Origin of the sequence: Affinundibacterium fentianense, from assembly GCF_018139545.1 — a bacterium.
Taxonomy (GTDB): Bacteria; Pseudomonadota; Gammaproteobacteria; order Burkholderiales; family Burkholderiaceae_D; genus Undibacterium; species Undibacterium fentianense.
In genome coordinates this window covers 94,755-108,602 of the sequence record NZ_JAGSPJ010000003.1, presented here as the reverse complement: position 1 = coordinate 108,602, position 13,848 = coordinate 94,755, and the positions used below count along the sequence as shown (strand labels likewise).

The 13,848-nt window shown below is 43.6% G+C and carries 13 protein-coding genes; 3 read left to right on the top strand and 10 right to left on the bottom strand.

The features are described 5' to 3' along the window. Positions 1-89 precede the first annotated feature (89 nt). The 8 genes from KDM90_RS08240 to KDM90_RS08205 all read right to left on the bottom strand — a co-directional run bounded on the left by KDM90_RS08240 (position 90) and on the right by KDM90_RS08205 (position 7,521). Positions 90-845, bottom strand: a complete 756-nt coding sequence (locus tag KDM90_RS08240; protein ID WP_212675136.1) for a 3-hydroxyacyl-CoA dehydrogenase — start codon at positions 843-845, stop codon at positions 90-92. Positions 846-1,075: 230 nt separating this feature from the next. Then, positions 1,076-3,250 carry a sodium-translocating pyrophosphatase gene (locus KDM90_RS08235; protein ID WP_212675135.1) on the bottom strand — a complete coding sequence of 725 codons (2,175 nt, stop codon included), beginning with the start codon at positions 3,248-3,250 and terminating at the stop codon, positions 1,076-1,078. A 257-nt stretch (positions 3,251-3,507) separates the two neighbouring features. Then, positions 3,508-4,164 carry an adenylate kinase gene (gene adk, locus KDM90_RS08230; RefSeq protein ID WP_212675134.1) on the bottom strand — a complete coding sequence of 219 codons (657 nt, stop codon included), beginning with the start codon at positions 4,162-4,164 and terminating at the stop codon, positions 3,508-3,510. Between the two features lie 205 nt (positions 4,165-4,369). Then, positions 4,370-5,116, bottom strand: a complete 747-nt coding sequence (kdsB, locus tag KDM90_RS08225; protein WP_212675133.1) for a 3-deoxy-manno-octulosonate cytidylyltransferase — start codon at positions 5,114-5,116, stop codon at positions 4,370-4,372. A gap of 11 nt (positions 5,117-5,127) precedes the next feature. Further along, positions 5,128-5,304: a Trm112 family protein gene (locus KDM90_RS08220; RefSeq protein WP_212675132.1), complete on the bottom strand. Its 177-nt coding sequence runs from the start codon at positions 5,302-5,304 to the stop codon at positions 5,128-5,130. Continuing rightward, on the bottom strand, positions 5,285-6,331 hold the full coding sequence (gene lpxK / locus KDM90_RS08215) for a tetraacyldisaccharide 4'-kinase (RefSeq protein ID WP_212675131.1): 1,047 nt from the start codon (positions 6,329-6,331) through the stop codon (positions 5,285-5,287). The genes KDM90_RS08220 and lpxK overlap by 20 nt, the downstream gene beginning before the upstream one ends. Before the next feature lie 134 nt (positions 6,332-6,465). Beyond that, the gene (locus KDM90_RS08210) at positions 6,466-6,912 is read right to left on the bottom strand and encodes an ExbD/TolR family protein (protein WP_212675130.1); all 447 of its coding nucleotides are present in this window, start codon (positions 6,910-6,912) and stop codon (positions 6,466-6,468) included. A gap of 3 nt (positions 6,913-6,915) precedes the next feature. Then, on the bottom strand, positions 6,916-7,521 hold the full coding sequence (locus KDM90_RS08205) for a MotA/TolQ/ExbB proton channel family protein (RefSeq protein ID WP_212675129.1): 606 nt from the start codon (positions 7,519-7,521) through the stop codon (positions 6,916-6,918). Between the two features lie 919 nt (positions 7,522-8,440). On the opposite strand from KDM90_RS08205, the gene xseA reads away from it, so the two are divergent. The 3 genes from xseA to KDM90_RS08190 all read left to right on the top strand — a co-directional run bounded on the left by xseA (position 8,441) and on the right by KDM90_RS08190 (position 11,622). After that, on the top strand, positions 8,441-9,808 hold the full coding sequence (gene xseA / locus KDM90_RS08200) for an exodeoxyribonuclease VII large subunit (RefSeq protein WP_212675128.1): 1,368 nt from the start codon (positions 8,441-8,443) through the stop codon (positions 9,806-9,808). A 120-nt stretch (positions 9,809-9,928) separates the two neighbouring features. Beyond that, the gene (sodB, locus tag KDM90_RS08195) at positions 9,929-10,507 is read left to right on the top strand and encodes a Fe-Mn family superoxide dismutase (RefSeq protein WP_212675127.1); all 579 of its coding nucleotides are present in this window, start codon (positions 9,929-9,931) and stop codon (positions 10,505-10,507) included. Positions 10,508-10,704: 197 nt separating this feature from the next. Then, positions 10,705-11,622 carry a M20/M25/M40 family metallo-hydrolase gene (locus tag KDM90_RS08190; RefSeq protein WP_212675126.1) on the top strand — a complete coding sequence of 306 codons (918 nt, stop codon included), beginning with the start codon at positions 10,705-10,707 and terminating at the stop codon, positions 11,620-11,622. Between the two features lie 825 nt (positions 11,623-12,447). Here the strand turns inward: KDM90_RS08190 and KDM90_RS08185 are convergent. Both KDM90_RS08185 and rfaE1 read right to left on the bottom strand, forming a co-directional pair. Next, positions 12,448-12,780: a ComEA family DNA-binding protein gene (locus KDM90_RS08185; RefSeq protein WP_329605309.1), complete on the bottom strand. Its 333-nt coding sequence runs from the start codon at positions 12,778-12,780 to the stop codon at positions 12,448-12,450. Positions 12,781-12,924: 144 nt separating this feature from the next. After that, positions 12,925-13,842 (bottom strand): D-glycero-beta-D-manno-heptose-7-phosphate kinase, encoded by a 918-nt coding sequence (gene rfaE1, locus KDM90_RS08180; protein ID WP_230409690.1) that lies wholly within the window; start codon positions 13,840-13,842, stop codon positions 12,925-12,927. Positions 13,843-13,848: the final 6 nt, after the last annotated feature.

Genomic DNA, 13,848 nt, shown 5'->3' with positions numbered 1-13,848 from the left:
TCTTTTCTTATTTATCTAGTGTATTCGCGTACAAGAAAAATGTCTGTAAGAAAGGAGAAAACTGTGATTTTTGGAACCAAAATGTGGCCTTATTTGGGTTGCATACGGATCGCGCCATCTAGACGAATCGTTTCACCATTCAACATCATATTTTCGATGATCGATTTTGCCAATTGAGCATATTCATTCGGTTTCCCCAGTCGAGAAGGAAATGGCACCATCTTACCTAGTGCATCTTGCACTTCTTGCGGCATACCGAGCAACATCGGCGTTTCAAAAATACCTGGTGCGATTGTCATCACACGAATACCATTACGCGATAAGTCGCGAGCCATCGGTAGAGTCAAACCGACTACCGCTGCCTTGGAGGATGCATAAGCGGCTTGGCCAATTTGACCATCATAGGCTGCAACTGAGGCTGTATTAATAATAACGCCCCGCTCTTCTTGAACAGCTTCGACCTTACTCATTGCTTCTGCGGCCAAACGTGCCATGTTGAACGTGCCAACCAGATTAATATTTACCACTCGCTGAAAGAGTTCCAATGGGTGCGCACCATCTTTACCGACCGTTTTCACTGCTGGCGCAACTCCAGCACAATTAATTAAGCCGCGCAATGTACCAGCCGCAGTGGCTGCAGCAATCACTGCCTGACCATCTGCTTCCTGTGTCACATCACACTTCACAAAGACAGCGTTCAATTCCGCCGCCAAATCTTGCCCAGCCTCGACCTGCACATCTGCAATGATAACTTTACCGCCATTTGCGGTGATCATGCGTGCGGTCGCTTCACCTAACCCAGATGCTCCACCTGTAACAATAAATACACTATTTTGAATTTGCATATATCCCTCTATTTTCAATTATCGTATAGGTTAAATAAGAAAATAATCAATCACTCCCGTTATGGCTTGGGAGAAATGACGTTAACGTAAACGTCAATTATCTCGCTTTTCGCTCATTGTAGAAAGTAAAAAATAGTTGAAGAATAAAAAAGGCAACGATCGCATCGCAATCGCTGCCCAATTCGTAAAAATTTAGTTAGATAAACAGACTAAATTGAAACTTATTGTCTCTATTTAGAAGCGGCATCAACAGCAGACGCTGCCTTTACTTTAACAACATCCAACCCCACTGGTGCATCAATTTGTGGCAGAACATCCGCTTTGTGTGTAATTGCAGGCGGAACTTGCATGGGGGCCTTAAGCCAAGGCACCAATGGGAACAAGGGGACCAATAACAAAGCGACGATATTGATAATTTTAATCAAGGGATTGACTGCAGGGCCAGCAGTGTCTTTGTATGGATCACCAACGGTATCACCTGTCACAGCAGCTTTATGAGCCTCGGAGCCTTTTCCACCGAAATTCCCGTCTTCAATATATTTTTTAGCGTTATCCCAAGCACCTCCGCCGGTCGTCATGGATATGGCGACAAATAAACCAGTGATAATCGTGCCCATTAACATGCCACCTAAAGCCGCTGGACCTAAAGTCAAGCCGACTAAAATCGGCACTGCAACGGGCAATAAAGAAGGCAAAATCATCTCTTTGATTGCCGATGCCGTCAACATATCGACTGCTTTATCGTACTCTGGCTTGCCGCTTCCATCCATGATCCCCTTGATTTCACGGAATTGGCGACGCACTTCGACAACCACCGCGCCAGCAGCACGTCCCACTGCCTCCATTGCCATCGCGCCGAACAAATAAGGAATCAAGCCGCCGATAAACAACCCAACAATGACTTGCGGATCTGACAAATCAAATTTCACTTCTAAGCCAACCGAACTCAATGCATGTGTGTAGTCCGCAAATAAGACTAATGCGGCCAATCCAGCTGAGCCAATCGCATATCCTTTCGTGACGGCCTTCGTTGTATTTCCAACCGCATCAAGAGGATCAGTGATAGCACGTACCGACTCATCCATTCCGGACATTTCGGCGATACCACCCGCGTTGTCAGTAATTGGACCATAAGCATCGAGCGCAACAATAATGCCTGCCATCGACAACATCGAAGTCGCGGCCACTGCGATACCGTATAAGCCACCGCCAAATTGATAGGAAATTAAAATTGCGACGCAAACAGCTAAAACAGGATACGCGGTGGACTTCATCGAAACCCCGAGACCCGCAATGATATTCGTTCCATGACCTGTCGTCGAAGCTTCAGCAATATGGCGAACTGGCTTGAACTCTGTTCCTGTATAGTATTCCGTGATGTAAACCATCAGACCTGTTAAAACAATTCCAACGACAGATGAAATCAACATTTGATGGCGCAACACATCATCTTTGAACAGCATGAATGTGACGATAGCAAATCCGATCAAAGACAAACCAGCGGCCCACCACAGGCCTTTATACAAGGCAGACATAATCTTCTGACCTGGAGTATGTTTAACGAAAGCACATCCAATGATTGATGCTGGAATAGACACTGCACCTAACATCAAAGGATAGACAATCGCTTCTGTCACTGCATTTGTTACCATTAATGCGCCAAGTAGCATCGTCGCAATTAAAGTCACCACATAAGTTTCAAACAAGTCAGCGGCCATACCAGCACAATCGCCAACATTATCACCAACATTATCGGCAATCACAGCAGGATTACGTGGATCATCCTCAGGGATACCCGCTTCTACTTTACCTACCAAGTCCGCTCCGACATCAGCACCTTTGGTGAAGATACCGCCGCCAAGACGAGCGAAAATAGAAATCAAGGAAGCCCCAAATGCGAGTCCAATTAGAGGTTTGATTAAATCATGCTGCGACAATCCATTTGCAGAACCACTAGTCAAATACATATAAAATAGAGCGACACCCAACAAACCTAATCCAGCAACCAGCATTCCCGTGATCGCTCCACCTTTGAAAGCGACATCTAAGGCTTGATTCATTCCTTTTGTCGCTGCTTGCGCAGTTCTCACATTGGCTCGAACTGACACATTCATCCCGATAAAACCACAAGCACCTGATAACACGGCACCAATCAAAAATCCCACCGCTGTAAGCGGCCCCAACCCTGGCAGTAATGCGATAGCAATAAACAAAACCACGCCAACCATCGCAATCGTCTTATATTGGCGCGCCAGATAGGCGGCAGCACCTTCTTGAATTGCTGTTGCAATCTCCTGCATCCGGGTATTTCCCGCATCCTGTTTCAAAATCCAACTTCTCGTGACTAAGCCATAAAGTACCGCAAGTACTCCGCACGCTACGACAATCCAAAGACTTAATACCATGTTGACGCCTCCAATTTTTGTTAGTATTGATCGCGCTTAGTTTTTGACTTTGCGCTCATCACACTGTTTATAGAAATAAGCGAAATAGAACAACAGACATTTTTGTTTTTAAAAAACTGAAACTGGTATTGGAATACAAAAACTATACAGAAAATTACTCACATAGACGAATCAAGATCCTCCAAAAAAATAAACAACGAAAAAACTAAACATCACCACAAAGACAAAAAAAAAAGCGGACACTAGGTCCGCTCATTCTATTCTGTTAGCGCCGCGAATGCCGCGTCACGTATTGCTTCGACGGCCCCCACTCCAGCGATTTTACGATACTTAGGGGCGCCCGATTTACCCGACTTAGCCCAATCACCATAGTAACCGACTAGCACTTCAGTTTGATTGTGATAAACAGCCAAGCGCTTTTGTACTGTTTCTTCCTTGTCGTCATCACGTTGAACTAAATCCTCACCAGTTTCGTCGTCTTTTCCATCAACTTTTGGCGGATTAAACTTCACATGATATGTTCGACCAGAGCCTGGATGAACACGACGCCCGCTCATCCGCTCAATGATCGCACTATCTGGGACATCGATTTCCAAAACATAGTCGATTGCAACTCCAGCGTCCTTCATCGCATCAGCCTGAGGCGTCGTCCTTGGAAAACCATCAAACAAATAACCGTTTGCACAGTCATCTTGTTTTAAACGTTCTTTAACTAAGCCAATAATAATATCGTCAGAAACTAATCCTCCAGCATCCATGACTTTCTTCGCTTCGATTCCTAACGGTGTTCCTGCCTTGACCGCTGCACGCAGCATATCTCCCGTAGAGATTTGTGGAATACCAAATTTTTCCTTAATGTAATTGGCTTGCGTGCCCTTGCCTGCTCCGGGTGCTCCCAACAAAATAAGACGCATTTTTATTTCCTAGACGAGTTTAATATTCTGTACGCCTTGCAATTTGAAACTTGCAAGACCTGGTATTTTTGAGTTTAGTTTTATTATTTCGAAGCAACGGCATCGGACGGTCACCGTCGTATATTTTGTTCTTTACGAAATTTACCACAGTTTTTTCCGCTTGAAACGCTTTCCACAGGTTAGCAGGTGGATTTTTGTCAGTTCCTCAAAAAAAAGTTCTGACTCGTTGCAAATCTTCCAGTGTATCAACCCCTGCTGCTGGACTTTGATCTGTAACATGAACCGCTAACGAGAAGCCATTCCACAGAACACGCAACTGTTCCAATGCTTCGATTTGTTCAATTGGAGAAATAGGCAATGAGGGGTAAGCTTGCAGAAACTGATTTTGATAAGCATATAATCCTATATGTCGCATTGCTTGAAAACCAATCGGTACGACTGGTGGTTGTTGAGCAAAAGCGTCACGCGCCCAAGGAATCGTCGCTCGCGAAAAATACAGAGCCCGATTCATTTTATCGAGAACAACCTTCACAAAATTCGGATTGAATAAATCTTGCAATTCGTGAATCGGGTGTGCTGCTGTCGCCATTGGGGTTTGAGCATTGACCAATGCCGCGGTTGCAGCAATTAAACCGGGATCAATTAGAGGCTCATCACCTTGCACATTGACCACAACCGCATCAGACGACAATCCCATTGCTGCAGCGACTTCAGCAATTCTATCTGTGCCAGATTGATGATCCGATCGGGTCATTTGCGCGGCAATTCCATGCTCGCGGCATACAGCAAAGATATCGGAATGATCCGTTGCCACCACGACTTCAGTTGCGCCGGACATCAAGGCACGTTCAGCTGTGCGCACCACCATCGGTTTACCACCCAAATCAGCAAGCGGTTTATTCGGTAGACGTGTTGAAGCTAGCCGAGCAGGGACAATCACGACAAAACTCATAGCACTACCTATTAAGGATGATCGATAAGAATGGACCTTGCCTGATCCTCCCACATGATAGGAATTCCATCACGAATTGGAAACGCCAAGCGATCAGCTTTACAAATTAATTCCTGTGCTGCCTTATCATGGACCAAAGGCCCTTTGCACAAAGGGCACACTAAAACATCAAGCAGACGTGCATCCATTTTTATTCTCCGAAGTGATCGCTAAAAGATTAAGCAAACTATCCCTGAATTTTGAATCAAGATGTGCTGATACCGGCACAATCCAAATCCGAGGGTCGTTTCGCAAAACCTCGATTTGTCGACATTTTACTGCATCCTTCTCAGTGATAAGAATGATTTCCGCATCCACGTCGGCAAATACTTTTGGAGAAAAGTCAAAATGATCAGCTAATGGCATCGATTCAAAATCTAACCCGCACAAACTTAACATATCAAAAAATCGTTGAGGATTTCCAATTCCTGCCGCTGCCAAGATTTTTTTGCCTAAAATTGAGGTCAGTGGCAAACGCTTTTCAGGGCGCGCCAAATTAGTCAGTAGTTCAACTTGTAATCGCATCGTTGAATCAACTTTTCCAATTTCTGGCAGGCTCTCGCATTCCACAGAGTTCAGTATCGTGAAGTCTCGTCTACGACGCACAGGCTCCCTCAAGGGACCCGCAGGCAATAACAAGCCATTCCCAACTCCTCGCTGATCAAACATAAGAATCTCAATATCGCGCCCAAGCCTATAGTGTTGCAAACCATCATCTGAAATAATGACGTCTATCGTTGGATACTTGTTCAACAATTGCTGGGCGCTAGCAACTCGTCGACGTCCAACCATCATCGGGCAGGATGTTCGCTGAAAAATCAACAGCGGTTCGTCACCAACTTCAGTTGCTAGGGAATCGTTATTAACCTCTTGTATATTCTCAACCCGAGCTCCATATCCACGCGAAATAACACCTGGATTCCATCCAGCTTGGCGTAAATTTTCAATCAACCAAATTACCATTGGTGTTTTTCCAGTGCCACCAAGATAGATATTTCCAACGATGATGACCGGCACCGGCAAGGTAGTCTGTGCTCGAAATCCAAGCACTTGAAGACCATAACGAAAATGAATCAGAAATTCAAATAGCTTTGAAATTGGCCAAAGCAAAATCGCAAATAGACCTCGTCTTGACCAAGTGTGGATAAAAAATGATTCAACTACTGCACGCAGCACAACATTTCCTCAAATCTAAAAAAACAATATCTTCTGACAAACATGAAAAAAGAGAGTGCCAAGACTCTCTTTTTATTACCCACTAAGGAACAAAATAAACTTAGTTTTCCTCACGAGAAAATACGCAATGGAGCCTACCTCGCATTGGTACTTGCTTGTGCAGCAAACGTTACTTTCGCCAGCCCAGCGATTCGTGCTGCTTCCAGAACATCAATGACCGATTGATGGCTTGTCGCCCGATCCGCATTAATAATAACAACCGGATCAACACCCCCTGCTTTACCGACACTCAATCCATCGGCTGCTTTTTTCAAATCACTTGCTAAAGTGACTGCATCGAGAAAGCTCACCGCTTCATTATTGATTTTGTATCGCCCTTGCGCGTCAATTCCAATCTCAATTTGACTCGGTTTTTCCTGCGCTTTTTCGGCATCCGCTGTTGGTAATGTAATTTGCAGTTCGGTAAAACGGCTGTACGTTGTTGTCACCATCAAGAAAATCAAAATCACCAACAAGACATCAATAAACGGAATCAAATTAATTTCTGGATCTTCTTTTCCATGTCCCTTACGAAAATTCATAACTTACTTTCTCGTACTATGAACGATGTCAACAAATTTCACAGCTTGCTGCTCCATCTCAACGACAAAGCTATCCGCTAGCGCGCGAAAATGGCGATAAAAAATCATTGCTGGCATAGCGATGAGTAAGCCAAATCCCGTGTTATACAACGCTACTGAGATCCCATGCGCCAATTGAGCTGGATTTGCGCCTGCTGCATTTTGCGAGCCGAAAATTTCAATCATACCGACGACAGTTCCAAATAAACCCATGAGCGGCGCCAAGGAAGCAATCGTCCCCAAAGTCGTCAAGAATTTTTCCAGGTCATGGGCCACTGCGCTACCCGCTTCCTCGATCGACTCTTTCATTACTTCACGTGGTGCATTCACATTTCGTAGGCCCGCAGCCAAGACGCGTCCTAACGGCGAATTAATTGCCAACTGATCAATCACTTCTTGTTTGATCTTGCCACTTTGGTAGACACGGATGACTTCCTCAAGCAAAGTCTTCGGCAAAATCCGTTGTCTCCTAAGGGATAAACTTCTTTCAATTATGAGTGCGAGAGCAACAATCGATGCCACTAATAGAAAATAAATAGGCCAGCCAGCCGCCTGAATGATCGCGAACAAATGAAACTCCTTGCCAGAAAAATACTACGTTAATCGTCATACGCATACATACTCAGTCCGCAATGTAACTTGTTGTCTGACACTGAGCAAGTAGCAAGACGGAAATTTCTTTTAAAGAACAAATTGTCGTCGCTCGCTATTCACAATCCAAGAAAGGGCGCGATTCCAAACTTATGCACAAAAACTGTGTGCAAGATTGTGGATATCCTTTGAGCTAATCGCTAAGCATTTGATTTTAATAATAAATATTTTATCGCTCCTAAATTGAGCATGAATTCAACAGGTTCCGATATTCTCACTACGCTAAAGCAAATAGCGAACTGATGGCAGGCAAATTAAGTTTTACACACAAACTGTGGAAAACCATGTGAACAATGCGCTCACATGGTTTTAAATCATTGATTTAAAACCATAAAAACAAGGTGCAAGAAAATTAATCAAAGATTTTTCAAACGCAACAATCTCCATTTTTCATATCAATTTGACTAGGTAAATAAATACACAATTTAGAAAAACCAGCAAACTTCACAAGTTTTGCACATAAATTGTGGACATCTTTGTGAACAAGGCAATAACATCCACGTAAGTGCATGATTTCATTCAGCAAATTCAGCTTGCCACTAATTTTAGCAGCTTTATAGCACCGCAAATTCACATTACCGCACGTTCATCATTTTCCTTAACTGGTATTTTCTGTGGATAACTTTGTGCATAAGCACAATTCCTTTCAGCAAAAAATTAATATTATTAAATGATTTTTTAATTATCTAGCACTTAAGCATAAAACCTAAAGTTAATTAATCCATTAAAATCATTGAGTTACGCTGAAAACCTCAAATCGCTTTTGACAAGTTACCGTGTCCATGCCATCCTCGCACTAAGTTCAACTATCTGTGGATAGCTTATAAATCATCAGACTATGTCAACTCAATTTTTTACTCCATCCATTCAAAGAACCGATCTCGTTCTGAGCGTTTCCGCCCTCAACAATGCGGTCGCCAAATTACTCGAACAGAATTTTCCATTGACTTGGATTGCGGGAGAGATCTCAAATCTAACGCGAGCCGCTTCAGGCCATTGGTACTTCACCTTAAAAGACGGGCAAGCACAGGTGCGCGCGGTGATGTTCAAAGGACGCGCACAATTCGCCAGCTTTATTCCACGAGAAGGAGATAAAGTCGAGGTGCGTGCTTTAGTGAGTCTTTACACACCACGAGGTGACTTCCAAATCAATGTCGAGGCGATTCGACGCGCAGGGATAGGCAACCTATATGAAGCTTTCTTACAACTCAAAGAAAAACTGGAAGCAGAAGGACTATTTGACAAAAAAAGAAAAAAATCCCTGCCAAAATTTGTTCGTAAAGTTGGCATCGTCACCAGTCCGAATGCTGCTGCGCTAAGGGATGTGTTAAGCGCACTAAAAAGACGTGCACCTCACATCGAGATCATCATCTACCCATGCCCTGTACAAGGAGATGGAGCAAGCGTTCGAATCGCACAAATGATCGCCCAAGCAGACAACGACAACCTATGCGATGCACTTATTGTTTGTCGTGGGGGCGGCAGTATTGAGGATCTCTGGGCATTTAATGAAGAAGTTCTCGCACGAACGATCGCTCATTGCAACCTACCTATCATCAGTGGAATTGGACACGAAACCGACTTCACGATTGCGGATTTCGTCGCCGACCTACGCGCTCCAACACCAACCGCGGCAGCCGAACTAGTTGCGATATCACGTTCCGAGCTACTTTTTCAAGTAAGTGAAGCGCAAGTCAAACTTAAAAAGTTAGTACAAAGACAGCTCGAAACACATGCTCAAAAATTGGACTGGATGACACACCGTCTGCGAAGTCCAGAAGCCAGTTTAACAATGAAACGTCTCGAGATTTCGCAAAATGCGAAGTATTTGCACAATGCGATGCGAAAACTATGGCAAACGAAGAAAAACCAACTCGAACAATATCAAGGTCGATGGCATCATAGACGACCAGATTGCAAGCAAGCACAACTACGCCTCGAGCATTGGCAAGAGACCTTGCTTCGCCAAATGGAACAACTTAAACAAAAGCAACATACTAATCTGCGCAATCTAAGTGAAAAATTAGAAATGCTCAATCCTCAGCGAACTTTGGAGCGCGGATACATTATCTTGCAACAAGCCGATGGAACCGTGATTCGAAACGCAAAACAAATTCACGCCGAAGAAAAATTGCAAATGCGAACCGCCAGCGATCAAAGTGAAATTCGAATCGCTGAAGTGCGGTTAACAAAATCAATGCTTTAGCTGCAAGCAAACTCGCAAACGCTTACAATATTGCTTTTTGTGCTTGCATGCCTATGCGTATGCGTTTTAAAGCACGGTTTTATCAATCTAAGTTTTTTTGATCTTTGAATAGGAATTGCCATGGAACATACATTACCAGCATTGCCATACGCTCTCGATGCGCTCGCTCCGCATATTTCACAAGAAACGCTCGAATATCATTATGGGAAGCATCACCAAACTTATGTTACCAATTTGAATAACCTTATTAAAGGCAGTGAGTTTGAAAACTCAACCTTAGAAGAGATCGTAAAAAAATCCGCTGGAGGTGTTTTCAACAATGCTGCACAAATTTGGAATCACACTTTCTATTGGAATGGTTTAAAACCAAATGGTGGCGGGACGCCGAATGGCGCACTGGCCGACGCAATCAATGCGAAATGGGGCTCATTTGATGCATTCAAAGAAGCCTTCACAAAATCTTGCGTTGGAAATTTCGGCTCAAGCTGGACTTGGCTGGTAAAGAAAGCTGACGGCACCCTTGATATCGTCAACACATCGAATGCAGCAACACCATTGACGACAGAGGACAAGCCACTCATCACCTGTGACTTATGGGAACACGCTTACTACATCGATTATCGGAATGCGCGCCCAAAATATCTTGAGGCTTTTTGGGCATTGGCAAATTGGGATTTCGCTGCTGCCAACTTCGCGTAAGAAAAAATAAGAACGATCAGCAAGTAGTCTTCGCTGATTATTGATGTATTGAAAGCCTGCTCGGTGCTAAACGAGCAGGCTTTTGACTTTCTGCCCCCCCAATTTTCTTCATGCAAACTTGATTCCGATTATCACAAATTGAACCAAATCGCGAACGATCAACACTAAGTCACATCCGAACATATTTAGGGAGCATTATGCAATTACTTAAACATACCGTGTTTGCTGTATCACTCATGATGGGATCTCACATAAGCCAAGCCCAAACAGTATCGCAAGCTATGCGCGACTTACAAACACTAGCAGGTGAGGAAATGCAAGGACGGGAAATTGGCAGCGAGGGAAGCGCGCGTGCCCGTACTTACATTTTGCAACGACTTAAAGAAATCGGATTAAAGCCCTGTGGAGAAAAATTTGAACAAGAATTTGAACATAAAGCACGCACTGGAATAGTGATTGGACGAAATATTCTTGCCTGTCAGTCAGGAAGTAAGGGGACGAACATCGGTGCGATCGTGATTTCCGCGCATTACGACCATTTAGGAAGCAATCGTAGAGGCGTCTATTTCGGAGCAGACGACAATGCCTCTGGTGTTGCAGGTGTCCTTGCATTAGCAGAACACTACGCAAACCGAGTTCCTCAACACACCTTGGTGTATGCATTTTTTGATGGAGAGGAACAGGGCCTAGTCGGTGCAAAAGCGTTTCTGAAACATGGTCCAGTTTCTGCCAAAAGCATTGCATTCAACATCAATTTCGACATGATAGGTCGAGGCGACAAAAATGAACTGTATGTGAGCGGCACACACTATAGACCAGAATTGAAAACCCTGTTATCGCCTATTGCGGACACATCCAATATCAAAGTTCTGTTTGGACATGATCGACCAGACCAAGGAGTTGATAATTGGACTCCACAATCAGATCATTTTCCCTTCTTTAATGCAGGAATTCCACACTTGTACTTTGGCGTAGAAGACCATGCTGACTATCACCAACCCACCGACACCAGCGATAAAATCAAAGCTGATTTTTTTGACAAAACAATCGCAATCTTAAAGCAAACCGTCCAGATTATCGATGGACAATGGACAACGCCGCTTGATCAGAAATGAGCGTTTAAATTGACGGGTGCTCAGCAATTTGAGTGCCGTTCGCGAACACAGTACGCAGTTCAACTCAAGGGAGTTTAATTGGAAAAAGAAAAGCTTCCAGCAATCGTTTCCAACTTGGCTCCTTTTCATACATTCTGATCCCCATCGCAAACACCCGTGTTGCTGCGGATTTGCACATTCAAAGGCAACCGAGCTATGAACCCAAAGCAGTGTGATCTCCAATTGCCCTGCAATTGCAATTTATTGAGCTCTCTCAAGCGACCAATATCGGTCAGATTTTCGCGAGCTGATTTATCCAAGTAAAGTCAGTGGTCTTCAATTAAATTAAATAAGCGAAACTAATTACAAAAAGCTGATCTAAAACACATCTTTCATTCGTCGAACAAATTTCCCCATCTTCAGGAAGTGAGCCCACCTGAATGCGTTAGATGACAATTTTTCTGCTCTATTCTGCCCCAGCGAAACATACATCTAACCCGGTTCGACATAAGCGAAAAGTCATGAATTGCTTTGACCACCCCATAAGTTTTACATCAATGTTCAACTTCGATACCTATCAGTCTTTCCCTCACCTATTTCCATCAACAATCGACAAGCTACAACACTAGGTTTCAAACAACTTACCAAACCAAATCGCTTACTTATCACCGCAAGTATGGCGCAGCGAATCAACAGATTTCTGTCTCGAAACACGAAATTTCAATCGAAGATTTTCTAAAGCCGCCTCAATTACTCTCCCAACTCTGCAGAATCAGGACTATAAAAAAAGCCTCGCATTCAACATGCGAGGCTCTTTATCAGGCAAATTTAACTTTTCTTGGTTAGCTATTTACTCATTTTTTCCTTGTTTGATTTCACCGCTGGGGTATCAGATCTAACAGAAGTTTTCGCCTGTCCATTTACACGCAAACCAGCATCGGATAGCTTCACTGCATTCTTCTCGCCGATTCCCTTGATGCGCGTTTCGAAATCATGCCAATCCTTAAACTCACCACCTTTCGCTCTTTCCGCTAAGATAGCCTTAGACTTAGCAGGACCGATACCTTTAACTCCGTCCAATGCTGCTTGATCAGCCTTATTTACATCAACATCGGCAAAAGCAAAACTGACGCTAGCGAGTAGACTTACCAGAGAAAATAACCATTTCTTTAACATCATTAGCTCCCAAAAAAGTTTGATCGAAGAGTAAACCCACGGTAATGATTCATTGTGTCAGTATTTAAAATACGACCTTGCTTTGCACGTCAAAAAAAATGCAAATAAATCATTACAAATAAATATTACATGAAGTTTACCAAAAAGCTAGTTTTTTTGAAATAATTCATCTCTTGTAACGGTTGCCGTACCCAATTTTCCAACAACAATGCCACCAGCCTTGTTTGCAATTAAAACGGACTCTTGTAAATTTTTCCCCTCTGACAACATCGCAGCCACGGTAGCGATGACGGTATCACCAGCGCCAGACACATCAAATACTTCTCTCGCCATTGCTGGGACCTGCAATACCTCCGCATCCGTGAATAAGGTCATGCCCTCTTCTGATCGGGTTAACAACAAGGCTTGCATCTGCAATTCTTTTCGCAAGTTTTGCGCTTTCTCCGTCAAATCGCTTTCATCGCGCCACTGACCAATCACTTGTTTTAACTCCGATTTATTCGGTGTTAACATTGTCGCGCCTTTATAGATCGAATAGTCACTACCTTTCGGATCGACCAAAATTACCTTGCTTAATTTTTTTGCGCTCGCAATCATCTGAGCAATATTCACCAAACCACCTTTGGCATAATCAGAAAGGACGATGACATCGTATTCGGATATCAAATTTTGAAATCGCGACAATTTATCCTGCAGCACTTGCTCAGTCGGCTTTTCTTCAAAGTCAATTCGGATTAATTGCTGTTGCCTACCAATTACTCTTAACTTAATAATTGTTGAGATACTGGGGTCGTGATTTAAATAACTACGAATACCGACTTGTTTCAACAAAGATTCAACTTGCTGCCCAGCTTCATCTTCGCCAATTACTCCCAACAAACTGGTTTCAATACCTAATGCGACAGCGTTTCGAGCTACATTTGCGGCACCTCCTAAGCGCTCCTCACGACGTTCAACACGGACGATTGGGACGGGCGCTTCTGGTGAAATCCGATTCACTTCCCCAAACCAATAGCGGTCTAGCATGACATCACCAGCTACTAAAATACGTTTTTGCGAATTCATATTCAT